Raw genomic sequence first — 17,802 nt, 5'->3', positions numbered from 1 at the left:
GGTCACATGCCTTTCGAGACGAGGCTTGAATAGAGGGCAGCGTAGCGTTCGGCGCTCTTCTCCCAGGAGACATCCGATTTCATGCCCTGCTTTTGCAATTGGGTCCAGAGTTTTCGGTCCGTATAAAAATGCATTGCACGGCGGATTGCCTGCAGCAGGCCCGTTTCCGTCACAGGCGAGAATTGTATGCCGGTTGCCACTTTCGCCGCAAGTGCGGCGTGATTGGCATCGATTACCGTGTCATTCAGTCCGCCGGTGCGGGCGACGATCGGCACGCAGCCATAGCGCAGACCGTAAAGCTGGGTCAGGCCGCAGGGCTCGAAGCGCGAGGGGATGATGATTGCGTCGCAGCCGGCCTGCATCAGATGCGACATCGGCTCGTTGTAGCCGATCGAGACGCCGATGCGGCCGGGATGGCGGCTGGCGGAAGCAAGCAGCGCGCCTTCGAGCGCGGCTTCGCCGGAACCAAGGACGACGAGCTTGCCGCCCATGCCGACGATCTCGTCGGCAACGTTGGCGACGAGATCCATGCCCTTCTGCCAGGTGAGACGGCTGATGACGCAGAAGATCGGGGCATCGTCATTGTCGAGATGGAAAAACTCGGCGATCGAGCGGCGGTTCTCGTCGCGGTTCTTCAGCGTCGTCGGGCCGTAATGGGTGTGAACGACGGGATCGGTTGCCGGATTCCAGATATCGGTGTCGATGCCGTTGACGATGCCGTGCAGATTGTCGATGCGGGTCGCAATGACGCCTTCGAGCCCCATGCCGAATTCCGGTGTCAGGATTTCATCGGCATAGGTGGGACTGACGGTGGTGATCGCATGCGCGGTTTGCAGACCGCCCTTGAGAAAGCCGATCGTGCCGTAATATTCGACGCCGTCTATGGCGAAGGCATGACCGGGCAGGCGCAGGCCGGGAAAGATTTCAGAACCGAACTGGCCTTGGAAGGCGATGTTGTGGATCGTCAATACGCTCGGCAGTTCCGGGCTCGGATAATAGCGCATGTAGACCGAGGTCAGTGCCGCCTGCCAGTCGTGTGTGTGCACAAGATCCGGCCGCCAGCCGGGCAGCAGGCCGGCGGCGATTTCGGAGGCGGCAAGCGACAGGGCGGCGAAACGGCGCCAATTGTCGGGGTAGTCCTTTCCGAGCGGATCGAGATAGGGGCCGCCCGGCCTGTCGTAATAGGCCGGGGCATGGAGGACGAGGAGGTCGAGGCCCTCGTGCTGGACTTCGAGCACGGTTGCCTTTTCTCCGAGCAGGTCCTCGAATTCGAGCCTGACGACCGGGTCGCGAATGACCTTCATGACGGCGGGATAGCCGGGCAGGAGGGTCTTGGTCTCGACCCCGAAGGCTTTGAGAGCGATTGGCAGGGCGCCGGACACATCGGCCAGGCCCCCTGTCTTGATCAGAGGGAAGACTTCGGACGAAACCGAAAGAACTTTCATAAGTCAGATATCCAGCTTGTCGATCATCGGTTGCGTGATCAGGCAGATGCCGCTTTCCGTCCGCCGGAAGCGCTTGGCGTCGAGGTCTGGATCCTCGCCGACAACAAGACCTTCCGGAATGACGACACCATGGTCGATCACCACATTCTTGAGCTGCGCGCGCCGCCCGATCTTCACATTCGGCAGGATGACCGCCCCTTCAAGCTTGGAGAAGGAGTTGGCCCTGACACCGGTGAAGAGCAGGCTCTTGTTGAGGCTGGCGCCGGAGATGATGCAATCGCCCGAGACGACGGAAGACGTGGCCGAGCCGCGGCGGTCCTCGTCGTCATGAACGAACTTCGCCGGCGGGGTGATCTCGGCGTAAGTCCAGATCGGCCAGGACTTGTCGTAGATGTCGAGTTCGGGAACAATCGCCGTCAGGTCGATATTGGCCTGCCAATAGGCGTCGATCGTGCCGACGTCGCGCCAATACGGCTCGTGCTCGAAATCCGATCGGACGCAGGACTTCGCAAAGCGGTGGGCGACCGCCTTACCGTTCTGGACGATATAGGGGATGATGTCCTTGCCGAAGTCACGGCTCGAATTCGGGTCGGCGGCGTCGCGGCGCAGCGCATCGAGCAGGAACTTGGTGTGGAAGACATAGATGCCCATCGAGGCGAGAGCGAAATCCGGCTTGTCGGGGATACCAGGCGGATGGGCCGGTTTTTCGACGAAGGCGAGAATCTCGTCCTTGTCGTTGACGTGCATGACGCCAAAGCCGGTCGCCTCCATCCGCGGCACCTCCAGGCAGCCGATGGTGACGTCAGCGCCGGAATCGACGTGCTGCTGCAGCATCCATTCATAGTCCATCTTGTAGACGTGGTCGCCTGCGAGAATGACCATGTATTCTACGCCGTAATCTTCAATGATATCGATGTTCTGATAAACGGCGTCGGCCGTGCCTTCATACCATTGTGTCTCGGAAACGCGTTGGCTGGCCGGCAGAATATCGAAGCTCTCGTTGCGTTCGGGACGGAAGAAATTCCAGCCGCGCTGCATGTGGCGGATCAGCGAATGCGCCTTGTATTGCGTCGCGACGCCTATGCGGCGAATGCCGGAATTCAGCGCGTTCGACAGAGCAAAATCGATGATGCGGGCTTTACCCCCGAAATAGACGGCGGGCTTGGCACGCCGGTCGGTGAGTTCCTTGAGACGGCTCCCCCTGCCGCCTGCCAGAACATAGGCCATTGCCCTTGCCGCTGCCGCCGTAGATGTCGGCATCGGTATTCAGAATTTCCCGCCAGCGGCCGGCCAACGGCAGGCGGATTGAATAGTTCTCGCGATAGACGGGTGTGAAGTTGGTGATGACGGCGACCGGCTTCTGGCCCGGCGCCTTGCGCAGCCATGCGAATACGGAATTCTCGCCGTCGTCGGCGACCAGCCATTCGAAGCCGTCGCCCTCGCAGTCACGTTCATGCAGTGCCGGCTTGCTGCGGTAGGTGAAGTTGAGATCACGCACCAGGCGGCGCATACCCTCGTGCATGCGGTATTGCAACAGGTTCCAGTCAAGCGACTTCGCCTCGCTCCACTCGCTCCACTGGGCGAACTCCTGCCCCATGAACAACAGCTTCTTGCCGGGATAGCCCCACATATAGGCGTAGTAGGCACGCAGATTGGCGAATTTCTGCCAATCGTCACCCGGCATCTTGGCGATCAACGAGCCCTTTCCGTGGACGACCTCGTCATGCGACAGCGGCAGGACGAAATTTTCCGAATAGGCATAGAGCAGGCCGAAGGTGAGCTCGTTGTGATGGTGCTTGCGGTGGACCGGGTCGCGCTTCATGTAGCTCAGCGTGTCGTGCATGAAGCCCATGTTCCATTTGAAGCCGAAGCCAAGGCCACCTTCGTGCACGGGTTGCGAGACTTTCGGCCAGGAGGTCGATTCCTCGGCGATGGTCATGACGTTGGGATGCTGGCCGTAGATGCGGATGTTAAGGTCCTGCAGGAAGCGGACGGCTTCAAGGTTCTCGTTGCCGCCATACTCGTTCGGGATCCATTCGCCGTGCTTGCGGGAATAATCGAGATAGAGCATCGAGGCGACGGCATCGACGCGCAGGCCGTCGAGGTGGAACTTCTCGGCCCAGTAGAGGGCATTGTTGACGAGATAGGAAACCACTTCGGTGCGGCCGAAATTGTAGATCGCCGTGTTCCAGTCGGGATGGAAGCCCTTGCGCGGGTCTTCGTGCTCGTAGAGCGCCGTGCCGTCAAACCAGCCGAGGCCGTGTTCGTCGGTCGGGAAATGCGCCGGCACCCAATCGAGGATGACGCCGATGCCGACCTTGTGACAGCCGTTGACGAAACGAGCAAAACCTTCCGGCTCGCCGAAGCGGGCGGTCGGCGCGTAGAGGCCGGTCGTCTGGTAGCCCCAGGAAGGATCGTAGGGGTGCTCGGTGATCGGCAGGAATTCGATATGGGTAAAGCCCATGTCGACGCAATAGGGAATGAGGCTGGAGGCGAGCTCGTCCCAGGACAGCATTGTGCCGTCCTGCCGGCGCTGCCAGGAGCCGGCATGCACCTCATAGATGGAGATCGGTTGGCGGCGCTTGTCAGTCTCTCGCCAATGCTTCAGATGGGTGTCATCCTCCCAGACCTGCTCCAGCTCGGCGGCAACGACCGAGGCGGTCTTCGGCCTCAATTCGCTGCGGCGGGCGAAGGGATCGGCCTTCAGCGGCAGCAGCACGCCGTCATGGCCGCGGATCTCGAATTTATAGGCAACCCCAAGCGGAACATCAGGCGCGAAGATCTCCCAGATGCCGCTATCGGCGCGCAGCCGCATGACGTGGCGGCGTCCGTCCCAATTGTTGAAATCGCCGACGACCGAGACGCGTTGCGCATTCGGGGCCCAGACGGCGAAGTGGATGCCCTGGGCGCCGTCATGCTTGATGAGGTGGGCGCCCATCTTGTCGAACAGGCGCAGATGCGAGCCCTCGCGCGCGAAATAATCGTCCATCGGTCCGAGCACCGGCCCGAAGCTGTAGGGGTCGGTGACGGCCCATTCGGCATCGCTGCGCCGGGCGCGATAGCGCACCGGCTGCAGCCTGGTCAACGAAACCGGGCCGGCGAAAAAGCCGTCGGCATGCAACTGCTTCAGTTCGCCGATGACGCCGCCGTCGAGCGTCATGGCGGTCACTTCTTCGGCGCCCGGGATGAAGCAGCGGGCGACGAAAGCGTCGCCGGCCTGGTGCACGCCCAGGACGGCAAAGGGATTGGAATGCGAGCCGGCAAGGATCGCCGTGATTTCTTCTGCCGAAATTTCCCAGGAAAGCTTTACTTCAGGGACTGCTTTCGGCGTTTTCATCCGGCTCTCCAGATTTCGTTTGCATATTGCCTGATCGTGCGGTCGGAAGAGAACCAGCCCATCCGCGCCGTGTTGTTGATCGTCTTGGTGTACCAGTCGGACTGGTTGATCCAGATCTGGTCGACGTCGCGCTGAGCCTGGGCATAGGCGTCGAAATCGGCAGCGACCATGAACCAGTCGTGCGAATAGATGCCGTCGATCAGCGCCGTGTAGCGGTTGCGGTCATCGGGCGAGAAGACGCCGGAGCCGATAGCCGAGAGCGCCTGCGAGAGTTCACGCGAGCCCTCGATGATGGCGCGGGGATTGTGGCCGTCGCTGCGGACCTTGGCAACCTCGTCGGCTCGGAGGCCGAAGATAACGATGTTGTCTTCGCCGACATTGTCGCGCATTTCGACGTTGGCGCCGTCGAGGGTGCCGATCGTCAGCGCCCCGTTGAGGCCGAACTTCATGTTGCCGGTGCCGGATGCCTCCATGCCGGCAGTCGAGATCTGCTCGGAGAGGTCGGCGGCCGGAACCATGACCTCGGCGAGCGAGACGTTGTAGTTCGGCACGAAGACGACCTTTAAGAGGCCGCGCACTGACGGGTCGTTGTTGATGGTGCGGGCGACGTCGTTGATCAGCTTGATGATGAGCTTGGCGTTGTAGTAACTCGGCGCCGCCTTGCCGGCGAAGAGTTTGACGCGCGGCACCCAGTCCAGCTCCGGATGCGAGCGGATCTGGTCGTAGAGGGCGACGGCTTCGATGATGTTCAGCAGCTGGCGCTTGTATTCGTGGATGCGCTTGATCTGGATATCGAACATCGCCGACGGATCGAGCTTCACGCCCATGCGGCTGGCGACGAGATTGGAGAGCGCCACCTTGTTGGCCCGCTTCACAGCGGCGAATTTCTGCTGGAAGCTCGGATCGGAAGCATGGGCCTCGAGCGGGCGGAGCTTTTCAGCATCATCGAGGAACTCGTCGCCGATCGCCTCGCGGATAAGGCCGGTGAGGCTGGGATTGCACTGCTGCAGCCAGCGGCGCGGCGTGATGCCGTTGGTCTTGTTGTTGATGCGGTCGGGATAGAGCTTGTGCAGGTCGGCAAAGACCGTGACCTTCATCAGATCGGTGTGCAGCGCCGAGACGCCGTTGATCGAATGCGAGCCGATGAAGGCGAGGTTGCCCATGCGCACGCGGCGGTCGCCGCTTTCCTCGATCAGCGAGATCGAGCGGATTTCGCTGTCGGAAAAGTTCTTGGTCTTGCGGGCTTCGAGCAGGATCTTGGCGTTGATCGCATAGACGATCTGCATGTGGCGCGGCAGCAGGCGCTCGAACAGCGGCACCGGCCAGCTTTCCAGCGCTTCGGGCAGAAGCGTATGATTTGTATAGGAAAACGTGTGGCGGGTGATCTCCCAGGCCTGCTCGAAATCCATGCCGTGTACGTCGCAGAGCAGTCGCACGAGTTCGGCGACCGAGACGGCCGGATGGGTGTCGTTCAGCTGGATTGCCACCTTGTCCGGCAGCGAGGTGAAATCATCATATTGCTGCAGGTGGCGGCGCAGGATGTCCTGCAGCGAGGCGGATGAGAAGAAGAATTCCTGACGCAGACGCAATTCCTGACCGGCGGGGGTGGCGTCGGCTGGATAGAGAACCCGGGTCAGACTTTCGGCCTTGTTGCTTTCGCGCAGCGCGCCGATGTGGTCGCCGGCGTTGAAGGCATCGAGCAGGATCGGATCGATCGGCTGCGCCGACCAGAGGCGCAGGGTGTTGACGCGTTTGCCGCGCCAGCCGACGGCCGGCGTGTCGAAGGCGGCGGCGATGACGCGCTCGGCCGGTTTCCAGACGTAGCGCGGCTGGTCGTCATGGGTGGTGATGAATTCGACGGAACCGCCGAAGCCAATTTCGTAGGAGCTCTCGCGGCGCTCGAACTCCCAGGGATTGCCGTGGGCGAGCCAGTTTTCAGGCAGTTCCACCTGCCAGCCGTCGGCCAGCTGCTGGCGAAACAGGCCATGGACATAGCGGATACCGTACCCATAGGCCGGGACGTTGACCGTCGCCATGCTCTCCATGAAGCAAGCGGCGAGACGCCCGAGGCCGCCATTGCCGAGGGCGGCATCCGGCTCCAGCCCGGCAATGACATTGACATCGACGCCGAGCGAGGCGAGCGCATCGCGCACCTCTTCCATCAGGCCGAGGTTCGAGACGGCATCGCGCATCAGGCGGCCGATCAGGAATTCGAGGGAAAGATAATAGACGCGCTTGGCGCCCGTCGCATAGACCTCGCGGGTGGAGGCCATCCACTTGTCGATAATGCGGTCGCGCACGACAAGAATTGTCGCCGTCAGCCAGTCATGCGGCTTTGCCACCTTGGCGTCTTTGCCGATGCGGTAAGTCAGACGTTCAATGATTTCTTCAGCGAGAATTTCCGGCCTTGAACTGCGGGGAGCGGGAGAAGGGATAACCGGCTTGGAAACGGTATTCATGGTCAGATCTCGCCAATTTTAATTTGGTTTCAGGGCGTTATGCCTGATTTAATCGATTGTCGCTTGCGCTGGCCACAGTTTATGCATCGTTAGGAAGCACTTGCAACAAAGGATTTGGGCAAACGAAAAAATTGCGAAACCTTCGTGGGCACCTCGCTCAAGAGGATTGATTTCAATGGATTTTATCGATCTGATGGCGGGTACGATTACGAAAAGCCGCGTCGGTCTGTTCCGGCGCGGCTTTTCGTTTGTTATCTGTCGAGCGTTCTATCAGTTCGTCAGGCGCGTCAGTTGGGAAGAGGCCTTCGCTCCGATTGCCTTGAAGGCGGCGAGGAGGTCTTCCATTTTCTCCGCCTGGAAATAATGCGAGTCGTCGGAAGCGCAATAATGCAGCAGCGCCTGTCCGCCTTCGGGCGCCATGAAGGCGATCGTATAGATCTCGATGCCCTTGGACTTGGCGGTGTCACATGTTGCCTTGGTCAGGGTATCATATGAACGGCCGCCGCTGCTATCGTCGTTATTGTCGCCGTCCGTCATGAAGACGATGTACTTTTGGGGTGTCTGCCCGGTCTTCAGCTTGTGAGCGGCGTCTTCGGCATCGTTCCCCGCAGCATTCTTTGCCGTCAGGGACGTATAGGCCGTGCTCATCGCGCCGCTTGAATTCGTGCCGCCATTCGCCTGAAGCGCATTGACGTAGCTCGAAACGCCAGACGTTCCCCAGGCAAGAGCGCTGGGCGTATATTGGACGATATCGTAAGATACTGCGCCGGTGCGGACGTATTGGGCGTTCGGATCGGCACTGCTTAACTGACCAAAGAGATTGCCGGCGGCCATCTTCAGCGCTTCTATTTTCGTGTAGTAATTCGTGCGGCTGCCGGTGCAGGTGTCCCAGACTTCCTTACCTTTCCTGTTATAGTGGGGATTGCAGGCGTAGGTATATGATTCCGTGGGGTATTCCTCATTGACGGTCGCCGTATCCTCTCCCATCGATCCTGACTTATCGAGCGCGAGGAACATTGAGATCGAGCCCTGAGTCTGCGAATGGCCGCCGACCGTCGTGCCGGATGTCGAAAGGTGCTGCGTCGTAAAGCCGACCGCTTGCATCAGCGGATTGACCGTCAGGTCATAGCTTGGCGAAACCGTCACCTGATAGGATGTCGAATTTCCCGATGTGTTCGTGTGCACGCTGACGCCCGTCGCGCTTTTGATATCGACGCCGCTTTGCAGATAATTCGCCATTTGCCCTGCGACGAAATTACGCGCGAAGGCCTCGGCCTGAGAGGTTTGGATGGTGCCATTCGCCAGCGCGGTGGCGGTGGCCAGCGCCGCCGAATCGGCCGCTTCCTGCAGTTGCTGCTTGGAGATCAGCATATCGCCGACCTGGATCGCCATCCCGGCAGCGCCGAGAAGAACCGGGGCCAGAATCGCCGTCATGATACCGAAATTACCGCCTCGGTCGCTGAGCATGCGACGCAGGCAGGGATGCAAAGAGAAGGTGCTCATCATGTTCACCCAACTGGAAACCCTGTCAGGTGATTAACGCATGCTGGTTCTTTACGTCGTCCTTACGGCGCCAATAGAAATTTACCGAATCGACGGTTTTTTCCAGTTTTGGGATTGGCTTATTTCAGCGGGATCACGTCAACCGCCTGGACGGCGCGCTGGCCACCATAGCTTTTCAACACGCCGATGACAGGGACGACGTCGGAATAGTCGCGGCCATAGGCGACGACGATGTGATCCATGCCGGCCGGGATGTCATTGGTCGGGTCGAGTTCGATCCAGCCGATGGTCTCGCCGCACCAGATCCTGACCCAGGCATGCATAGCATCCGCCCCTTCCAGCCGTTCCTTGCCGGGAGGCGGAATGGTGCGCAGGAAACCGGAGACGTAACCCGCCGGAATGCCGAGGCTTCTGAGCGCCAGGATCATGATGTGGGTAAAATCCTGGCAGACGCCGCGCCTCAGCTTGAAAGCCTCGAGCGGCGTGGTGTCGACCGTCGTCGCGTCGGGATCGTACGTGAAATCCTTGTTGATGCGGGTGCAGAGCGCATGGGCGATCTGCATCGCCGTCAGATCGGGCTTGGCGCAGCTTCGTGCATAGTCGGCAATCTCACGCGTTTGCGTCAGGCGCGGGCTGTCAGCGAGGAAGTGGTGCGGCGAATCTGGCGCCAGCGACCAGACGCCTGCTATCTCGTCGGGCAGGTCGGCAAGCAGCGGCGAGAAATCGGCGGCGATCGGCTGGCTTTCAACCTGCACGCGGGCCTGGATGCGAATATCAAGCGCCTCGTGCGGCGCGCGCAGCATGAAGGAGGTGGCGGGGTGTTGAAAGAAATCGACGAAATGCGACTGCTCGTCCGGCATCGGCGAAATCGTGATCGAGCCGGCGACCAGGCGTTGCCGGTTGGGCAGCGACAGCGGCATCAGGCGCAAGACGTGGCGCGCGCCGGAGGCCGGCACGTCGTAGCTGTAACCCATGCGGAGCCAGAGGTCGTAAAGCACCGCCGTCACCCGAGATAGGTCTGCGCGAGCAGGTCCGAAAGCTGCTCCAATTCGCGTTCGAGGCGCTGATAAACCTCGACCCCCATGCCCTCCGGCGTCATCACCGCCAGGCCGGAATGAAGCCGCATCGCCTCGCGGTAGAAGGGCGACATCTGGCCGTTGATCAGGGCATTCGGCAACTGCTCGACCTCGTGATGGATCTCGTTCACCTGGAAGAGGACCGAACGCGGGTTGAGGGGATCGAGCGCCAGCAGGTCGGTGACGGTCAGCCGCGCCGTGTTGACGTTGTAGCGGCGGCGGTGGGTCATGACGCTGTCGCCGATCTCCAGTAGCATGTCGAGCGCGCCGTCGGGCGCTTCCGGACCGGACATGTGGCCGAGCAGGCGGGTCATGTGCAGGCCGCGCTCGATATAGCGGCCGAGCGAGAGGAAACGCCAGCCCATGAAGCGGTACATGTTCTCGTGCACGAGGCCGGCAAAGCCGGCAAGCTTGCGCAGAAGGATCGTCATCGCATGGCTGGCGTCGTCGCCGGCAGCGACGGTGACATGGAAGCGGCGGGCGGTCTTGGCGAGATCGTTGAGCGCCAGCCAGCCGTCCGGCGAGAAACGATCGCGGATGTTGCTGGCGGAGTAAACGGCGCTGTCGATGTTGCGCAGCAGCGTTTCGGGAACAGCTTCAGCGGTATCGATATCGACGGCGGCGAGATAGGCCGAGACGTCGGCGAGCAGCGGCTGGCTCGGATCGGCGGCCTCCGCATAACGCGCATGCCAGGCGCGCAGGATGCGCAACGCCCCTTCCGCGCGTTCGATGTAGCGGCCGAGCCAGAACAGGTTGTCGGCCGCCCGGCTCGGCAGGCTGCCCGGCATGTTGCGGGTGAAGCTGCCTTCGGCCGGCAGCAGCGTGTGGCGCTCGACCGGTTTGTCGCTGACGATCCAGACATCGGCGGCCGCGCCGCCCGACTGCATGGCGATCGCCGCGACATCGGCGCCGGAGCCGATGCGGGCAAAACCGCCGGGCATGATCTGCCAGCCGCTGGCGGTGCGGGCGGCGAAGACGCGCAGCGACATCGGCCGCGGCACCAATTTGCCGTCCACCCAGGCGGGCGTCGTCGAGAGTGTGACGACCTCCTGGCCGACCAGTTTCGGGCCGTCGGAACTCAGCCAGTCGGTGATGGAATCCCTGGCGGTCGCCCGCAGCGACGAGCCCAGCACGGATTGGCCGTCGTCGTCGAAGAAGGGCGCCCGGGAATAGGCCGGGCCGATCACCATCTTCTCGATATTTTTGGCGACGTGCTCGCGCTCTTCCTCCTGGCCACACCACCAGGTTGCAATCGAGGGCAGCCGCAGATCCTGCCCCAAGACACGGCGGCAGATGGTCGGCATGAAGGCCAGAAGCGCCCGGGTTTCGAGAATGCCGGTGCCGAGCGCATTGACGATGGTGACGCTTTCGGTGCGCAGGGCTTCGACGAGGCCAGGCGTGCCGATATGCGAATTCTGGTTCAACTCCAGCGGGTCGGCGAAGGCGGAATCGAGACGGCGCCAGAGCACGCCGATCGGCTTCAGGCCGGCGACGGTGCGCACCATGACTCGGCCCTTGACGACGGTGAGGTCCTCGCCCTCGAGGAGCATGAAGCCGAGATAACGGGCGATGTAGGCGTGCTCGTAATAGGTCTCGTTGGCCGGGCCCGGCGTCAGCACGGCGATGCGGTCGTCGCCGGAATGCTTCATGTCCTGCAATGCGTCACGGAAGGCGCCGAAGAAGGAGGCGAGGCGGTGGACCGGGGTTTCGGCGTAGATATCCGAGAAGGCCCGGGTGGTGGCGACGCGGTTTTCCAGCGCGAAACCGGCACCCGACGGCGCCTGCGTCCGGTCGGCGAGAACCCACCAGTTGCCGTCAGGCCCGCGGCCGATCTCGAAGGCGCAGAAATGCAGATAGTGGCCGGATGCCGGTCTGATGCCGCAGAGAGGACGCTGGAATTCGGGATTGGCGGCGATCAGTGCCGGCGGCAAGACCCCTTCCTCCACCAGCCGGTTGTCGCCATAGATATCGGCGACGATCGCTTCCAGAAGATCGGCGCGCTGGACCAGGCCCGCCGACAGCGCCTGCCATTCGCGCTCGTCGATCAGCACCGGGATATGCGAAATCGGCCAGGCGCGTTCGCCGGTGCCCTTGCTGCCATAGGCGCGGTAGAAGACGCCGGCATCCCTGAGATAGCGATCGGCGCGGGCGAAACGCTCGGCGAGATCCTTTTCCGGCATCGCGCTCAGATGCGAGAGGAAGCGCTGCCAGACGGGGCGGACGACGCCATGATTGTCGACCATCTCGTCGGCGGTGCCGGGAAGCGGCGCATAGTCGAAGGCCGCATCCTTGCCGATGCGGTTCTCTGCCTCTCCCCTGCGCTCCACTGCGGGCCTTTTACCCATCAAAACCAATATCCCAACCCGGCCTCAGCCGTCGGCTTCGACCCGCCTCAAATTCCGGCGGGCCGCCTCAGATCCAGCGTCAGCGGGAATTCCGGCCAACCCGTCTCGGCGCGCGGAATATACCCGCCCGCCGTATGTCCCCACGGCTCGAACCGGGCGAGCCGCCTTGCTTCCGCCTCGTTGCCGTTGACCGGGAAGGTGTCATAGGTCCGGCCGCCCGGATGGGCAACATGATAGATGCAGCCGCCGATCGAACGCTTCGACCATGTATCATAAATGTCAAAAGTCAAAGGTGTGTTGACCGGCAGGACGGGATGCAGACCCGAGGCCGGCTGCCAGGCCTTGTAGCGAACGCCGGCGACCGATATGCCGGAGGTGCCGGTCGGCGTCAGCGGCAGGATGCGGCCGTTGCAGGTGACGGTGTAGCGCGCGGTATTGCTGGTTTCGAATCGCACCTGGAGGCGTTCGACGGACGAGTCGACATAGCGGACGGTGCCGCCCGGCGCGCCTTCCTCGCCCATGACATGCCACGGCTCCAGCGCCTGGCGCAGTTCCAGCTTCGAGCCCTCATATTCGACTTCGCCGCAGAAGGGGAAGCGGAATTCGAGCTGGGCCTTGAACCATTCCGGGCTGAAGTGGAAGCCGTTTTCGCGAAGGTCGGCGAGCACGTCGAGGAAATCGGTCCAGACGAAATGCGGCAGCATGAAACGGTCATGCAGGGTCGTGCCCCAGCGGACGAATTTGCCGTCGACGGGGTTGACCCAGAAGCGGGCGATCAGTGCGCGCACCAGCAGTTGCTGGGCAAGGGACATGCGCGCGTTCGGCGGCATCTCGAAGCCGCGGAACTCGATGAGGCCGAGCCGCCCGGTCGGCCCCTCGGGCGAAAACAGCTTGTCGATGCATATCTCGGCGCGGTGGGTGTTGCCGCTGACGTCGGTCAAAAGGTTGCGGAACAGGCGATCGACAAGCCAGGGCAGCGGCTGCTGACCGCGGCCGGGGGCGGCGATCTGCGCCATGGCGATCTCCAGCTCGTAGAGGCTGTCATGACGGGCCTCATCGATGCGCGGCGCCTGGCTGGTCGGGCCGATGAACATGCCGGAGAAGAGATAGGAGAGCGAAGGGTGGCGCTGCCAGTGGAGGACGACGCTCTTTAAGAGATCGGGACGGCGCAGGAAAGGGCTGTTGTTCGGATTGGCGCTGCCGACAACGACGTGGTTGCCGCCGCCGGTGCCGGTGTGGCGGCCGTCGATCATGAACTTGTCGGCGCCGAGCCGGGTGGCGCGCGCCTCCTCGTAGATCGCCGTGGTAATATCGACGCATTCCTGCCAGTTCGAAGCCGGATGGATGTTGACCTCGATGACGCCGGGATCCGGGGCAACGCGGATGACGTTGATGCGCTCGTCCTGCGGCGGCGGGTAACCTTCGATGTGGACGGGAAGCTCGAGTTCGGCGGCGGCGTTTTCGGCAGCGGCGATCAGTTCGAGGTAATCTTCGATCCGTTCGACCGGCGGCATGAAGACGCAGAGCCTGCCGTCGCGCGGCTCGACCGACATGGCGGTGCGCACAGCGCCGCCACTTTCGCCGAGCGTCTGTTCGATCCTTCCCCGATTGCTCTCGTCGGCATGGAAGGAGGCTTCCGGCATGGCGCGGCCGGCCGGCACGAAAACGTCGGGCAGCGGTTGGCGCGGGATCGTCGGATCGGCCGGGTGGATATAGGGGTAACGCGCCGGCGGAACGTAGGGCAGCGTGCCGAGCGGCAAGCGGTAACCGATAGGGCTGTCGCCCGGCACGAGGAAGATCTTGCCGCGGCGGGTGCGCCATTTCTCGCTGACCCAGACACGGCTTTGAGCTGCCCTGGCGTTCCATGCCTGGACCGGAAGGATGTAACCCGTGGGTACGGTGAGGCCACGGTCGAAGACACGGGCGATGCGGTTACGCTCCTCGGGATCCTTGAGCTTCGAATTCGCCGGATCGACGTTGTCGGGAAGATTGCCTTCCTTGATGATCCAGTCGGCCGGATCCTCATAGGCCGGCTGCACCATCTCACGTTTGATCGCCAGTTCCTTTGCGATCATCGTCAGGAGCTTCTCGGCATCCTCTGCCGCAACGCCGGTATCCTTGCCTTCGGCGGCGACCAGATCGAGGTTTCGCCAGACCGGCTTGCCGTCGCGGCGCCAATAGAGTGAGAAGGTCCAGCGCGGCAGGCTTTCACCCGGATACCACTTGCCCTGGCCGTAGTGGAGGAAACCCCCGGGGGCGAAGCGTTCGTGCAGCCTGCGGATCAGGTTGTCTGCTTTCTCGCGCTTGGTCGGGCCGACGGCTTCGGTATTCCATTCGGCCGACTGGAAATCGTCGATCGAGACGAAGGTCGGCTCACCGCCCATCGTCAGCTGAACGTCCTCGGCTTCAAGGACACGGTCGATCTTCTGGCCGAGCTCGTTGAGCTCGTTCCAGCTTTCATCGGAGAAGGGTTTGGTGATGCGCGGGTGTTCGGCGACGCGCGAGACCCTCATGTCGAAGGCGAATTCGGTCTCGGCTTCGCCGAAGTAACCGCCAGAGATCGGCGCGGCGTTGCGGTAGTGCGGTGTGGCGGCCAGCGGGATGTGGCTTTCGCCGGTCAGCAGGCCCGACGTGGGGTCGAGACCGACCCAGCCGGCGCCGGGCAGGTAGACTTCCGCCCAGGCGTGCAGGTCGGTGAAGTCGACCTCGGTGCCGGAGGGGCCGTCAAGCGCCTTCAGATCGGGCGTCAGCTGGATGAGGTAGCCGGAGACGAAACGGGCGGCGAGTCCCAGATGGCGGAGGATCTGGACGAGCAGCCAGCTGGTGTCACGGCAGGAGCCCCTGGCGCTTTCCAGCGTCTCCTCCGGCGTCTGCACGCCGGCTTCCATGCGGATGACATAGCCGATCTGGCGCTGCAGGCGGGCGTTCAACCCGACGACCATATCGATCGTCGCCTGGCCCAGCGACCAGTCGAGCGTCGGCAGCAGCGCCTTCAGGCGCGGGCCGGCCGGCTCGGGCGTCATGTACATCGACAGATCCTCGCGGATCGTTTCCGGATAATCGAAGGGCCATTTGGTCGCTTCTTCTTCGACGAAGAAGTCGAACGGGTTGTAGACCGTCATGTCGGCGACGAGGTCGACCTCGATCTTGAACTCCGTCACCGGGTCCGGGAAGACGTAGCGGGCGAGATAATTGCCGTAGGGATCCTGCTGCAGATTGACGAAATGGTTGGCGGGCGTGACCTTTAGCGAGTGACTGAGCACCCGCGTCTTCGAATGCGAGGCCGGTTTCAACCGGATGATCTGTGGGCCGAGGCGGACCGGCTTGTCATAGGTATAATGCGTCAGGTGATAGATGCTGGCTTTGATCGACATATTTCTCTTTTTATCCGGCTCGCATCGTTTGTGCGGCTTGCTGTTCCCGAAGCCAGTGTGTGCAATGCAGCGAAAGAAAGCAAGGTGGAAAGGCCGGGGCAGCGACGGCTTTTACGATGCCCTGGCAAAAGTAACGGCCACCTTCAGCCCTCGGCCGCCCGTTCCGGGCTCCAATGTCATGACGGCATTGAAAAGATTGGCGATTTCCTCGACGATGGGAAGGCCGAGGCCGGCGCCGGGCGCCGCTGATTCATTGCCGCGCGAAAAACGGCGGCGCACCGCCTCCAGTTTCTCGCGCGGGATGCCGCGGCCGTTGTCCTCGACTTCCAGGCGGATCGTCTCGGCGGCGGCAAGCACGCGGACGGTGACTTCGGCCCCCTTGCCAGCATAGGCGATGGCATTGCCGGCAAGATTGCGCAGCATTTCGCCGATCAGCAGCGGCTCGGCGCGGACCATCGCCGGGCTCTCGCCCTCGAAGCCGAGATCGATGCCGGCGACGGCGGCGGCCGGGATCTGTTCGCCGGTGATTTCCTGGGCGAGGGCGGCGAGATCGATGGCGGAGGCGGTCAGCGCCTCCTTGGCCGTGGCTGCGTCGATCTTCGCCATCAACAGAAGCTGGGCAAGGATGCGCTCGGCATGCGCGACGGCCTGGTCGCCCTTCAGCGCCGCCGCCTGGGCTTCGTCAAGCGAGCGGGCCCGAGCCGAAAGAGCAAGCTGAGTGCGGATGATCGCCAGCGGCGTGCGCAGCTGGTGGCTGGCATTGCCGGTGAAATGGCGCAACGCATCGAGGGCCGACTCCAGGCGGACCATGAAGGAATTGACGGTATCGACCAGCGGCTCGACCTCGCTCGGCACGGTCTGCTCGATCGGGTGTAGATCATCAGGACTGCGCTCGCCGATGGCGTCGCCGAGCTTGTAGAGCGGCCGGAGCGCTATCGTGACCGAGATCCAGACGATAACCGCCGCTCCGGCGATCATGACGGCGAGGCGCAATGCCGAGCGCACGAGGATCGCCTGGGTCAATTGCCGGCGGGCAACCGTGGTTTCGGCGACCGTCACGACGAAGGGCACCGAGCGGATGCCGGTCGAGGCGGAACGTTCGAGCGTGGCGATGCGGATCGGCTCGCCGCGAAAGTTGTCGTTGGCGAAGGCGGCCGCGCCGCTCGGCGTCTTCGGTAGGACCGGTAGGGCCTGGTAGCCGGTGATGAATTGGCCCGGCGGGCCGTCGACGCGGTAGAAGACGCGGTCCTGCGCGGCCGAGGTCAGCATTTCGAGCGCGACATAGGGGATATCGACCTGTAGCGTGCCGTCCTCGGCGACGACGACGCGTTCGGCGATGGCAAGCGCCGAGCCGGCGAGAACACGGTCGGCGACAATGTTGGAGGTCTGCACAGCCTCGCGATAGGTGTCGGCAAGCGCCACCATGCCGATGACGGCTGTGGAGACGAGCAGCCAGAAGAGCAGCCGGCGCCTGAGGGAATAGGCGGCTTTCATGAGGCCTCGGGCAGCTTGTCGAGATAATAGCCGATGCCGCGAGCGGTCTTGACCGTCAGGCCGTGCGGCGAAAGGCGCTTTCTCAGCCGGCTGACATATTGTTCGATGGCGTTTGCGGAAATGTCGTCGTCGAAGGCGGTCAGCGACTGGATGATCGCCTCCTTGGCGACGACCTTGCCGGCCCGCATGAAGAGGATTTCGAGCAGCCCAAGTTCGCGGGCGGGAATATCAAGAGGGGTGGAACCGGCGGAGAAGGTGCGGGAATTGAGGTCGAAAGAAATGCCGCCGAAGCCGACGGTCGCCGAACGCAGCCCGGCCTGGCGGCGCAACAGGACGCGCACGCGGGCCTCGAATTCGGCGATGTCGAAGGGCTTGATCAAATAATCGTCTGCACCGAGATCAAGGCCTTTCACCCGCTCCTCCGGCGCGCCGCGCGCCGTCAGGATGAGGACGGCGGCCTGGTTCTGCCGGGCGCGCATGGCGCGCAGTACGTCGAGCCCGTCCATCTCGGGCAGGTTGAGGTCGAGAATGACAAGATCAAAATTTTCCGCTGCGATGACGGCATCGGCGGAGGCCCCGTCATGGACGACGTCGACGGCATGGCCTGTGCCGCGCAAGATCGCCGAGAGCCCATCGGCCAGCGCGACATTGTCTTCGGTGAGCAGGATGCGCACGGATGTTCCCCTGTTTTTCGAGCGACGTTACAGGGGCGAAGGCGGGTTGTCACAGCGATTTTGGAGATTGGTGAACGGGTCGGATAAGATCGATC

Annotated in this window: 10 protein-coding genes; all 10 read right to left on the bottom strand. The window is 62.7% G+C overall.

Going from position 1 to position 17,802, the window contains the following annotated elements; all coding sequences use genetic code 11:
- Positions 1–2: 2 nt before the first annotated feature.
- Positions 3–1,445 carry a glycogen synthase GlgA gene (gene glgA / locus J2J99_RS19070; RefSeq protein ID WP_168298193.1) on the bottom strand — a complete coding sequence of 481 codons (1,443 nt, stop codon included), beginning with the start codon at positions 1,443–1,445 and terminating at the stop codon, positions 3–5.
- Positions 1,446–1,448: 3 nt separating this feature from the next.
- Positions 1,449–2,672 (bottom strand): glucose-1-phosphate adenylyltransferase, encoded by a 1,224-nt coding sequence (gene glgC / locus J2J99_RS19065; RefSeq protein ID WP_425526055.1) that lies wholly within the window; start codon positions 2,670–2,672, stop codon positions 1,449–1,451.
- A complete protein-coding gene (gene glgB, locus J2J99_RS19060; protein ID WP_425526054.1) occupies positions 2,584–4,782 on the bottom strand; it encodes a 1,4-alpha-glucan branching protein GlgB in 2,199 nt (732 codons plus the stop codon). Before glgB ends, glgC begins: the two co-directional genes overlap by 89 nt.
- On the bottom strand, positions 4,779–7,241 hold the full coding sequence (locus tag J2J99_RS19055; protein ID WP_168298190.1) for a glycogen/starch/alpha-glucan phosphorylase: 2,463 nt from the start codon (positions 7,239–7,241) through the stop codon (positions 4,779–4,781). Before J2J99_RS19055 ends, glgB begins: the two co-directional genes overlap by 4 nt.
- Before the next feature lie 270 nt (positions 7,242–7,511).
- On the bottom strand, positions 7,512–8,744 hold the full coding sequence (locus J2J99_RS19050) for a TadE/TadG family type IV pilus assembly protein (protein ID WP_168298303.1): 1,233 nt from the start codon (positions 8,742–8,744) through the stop codon (positions 7,512–7,514).
- A gap of 119 nt (positions 8,745–8,863) precedes the next feature.
- Positions 8,864–9,751 (bottom strand): transglutaminase family protein, encoded by an 888-nt coding sequence (locus tag J2J99_RS19045; RefSeq protein WP_168298188.1) that lies wholly within the window; start codon positions 9,749–9,751, stop codon positions 8,864–8,866.
- Positions 9,748–12,165, bottom strand: coding sequence for a circularly permuted type 2 ATP-grasp protein (locus J2J99_RS19040; RefSeq protein ID WP_168298186.1), 2,418 nt, complete (start codon positions 12,163–12,165; stop codon positions 9,748–9,750). The genes J2J99_RS19045 and J2J99_RS19040 overlap by 4 nt, the downstream gene beginning before the upstream one ends.
- A gap of 47 nt (positions 12,166–12,212) precedes the next feature.
- Positions 12,213–15,539 carry a transglutaminase family protein gene (locus tag J2J99_RS19035; protein ID WP_168298184.1) on the bottom strand — a complete coding sequence of 1,109 codons (3,327 nt, stop codon included), beginning with the start codon at positions 15,537–15,539 and terminating at the stop codon, positions 12,213–12,215.
- A 111-nt stretch (positions 15,540–15,650) separates the two neighbouring features.
- The gene (locus J2J99_RS19030) at positions 15,651–17,033 is read right to left on the bottom strand and encodes a sensor histidine kinase (protein ID WP_168298182.1); all 1,383 of its coding nucleotides are present in this window, start codon (positions 17,031–17,033) and stop codon (positions 15,651–15,653) included.
- Positions 17,030–17,707 (bottom strand): response regulator, encoded by a 678-nt coding sequence (locus J2J99_RS19025; RefSeq protein ID WP_168298180.1) that lies wholly within the window; start codon positions 17,705–17,707, stop codon positions 17,030–17,032. Before J2J99_RS19025 ends, J2J99_RS19030 begins: the two co-directional genes overlap by 4 nt.
- Between the last annotated feature and the right edge of the window lie 95 nt (positions 17,708–17,802).

Origin of the sequence: Rhizobium binae (assembly GCF_017357225.1) — a bacterium.
In the GTDB taxonomy this organism is placed as follows: domain Bacteria; phylum Pseudomonadota; class Alphaproteobacteria; order Rhizobiales; family Rhizobiaceae; genus Rhizobium; species Rhizobium binae.
This window is presented reverse-complemented; position numbering and strand designations above follow the sequence as displayed.

What these genes read in the sequence shown, in the direction of transcription:
- glgA (WP_168298193.1), bottom strand. Translation starts at nt 1,445, where the DNA reads ATGAAAGTTCTTTCGGTTTCGTCCGAAGTCTTCCCTCTGATCAAGACA.
- glgC (WP_425526055.1), bottom strand. Translation starts at nt 2,672, where the DNA reads ATGGCCTATGTTCTGGCAGGCGGCAGGGGGAGCCGTCTCAAGGAACTC.
- glgB (WP_425526054.1), bottom strand. Translation starts at nt 4,782, where the DNA reads ATGAAAACGCCGAAAGCAGTCCCTGAAGTAAAGCTTTCCTGGGAAATT.
- J2J99_RS19055 (WP_168298190.1), bottom strand. Translation starts at nt 7,241, where the DNA reads ATGAATACCGTTTCCAAGCCGGTTATCCCTTCTCCCGCTCCCCGCAGT.
- J2J99_RS19050 (WP_168298303.1), bottom strand. Translation starts at nt 8,744, where the DNA reads ATGAGCACCTTCTCTTTGCATCCCTGCCTGCGTCGCATGCTCAGCGAC.
- J2J99_RS19040 (WP_168298186.1), bottom strand. Translation starts at nt 12,165, where the DNA reads ATGGGTAAAAGGCCCGCAGTGGAGCGCAGGGGAGAGGCAGAGAACCGC.
- J2J99_RS19035 (WP_168298184.1), bottom strand. Translation starts at nt 15,539, where the DNA reads ATGTCGATCAAAGCCAGCATCTATCACCTGACGCATTATACCTATGAC.
- J2J99_RS19030 (WP_168298182.1), bottom strand. Translation starts at nt 17,033, where the DNA reads ATGAAAGCCGCCTATTCCCTCAGGCGCCGGCTGCTCTTCTGGCTGCTC.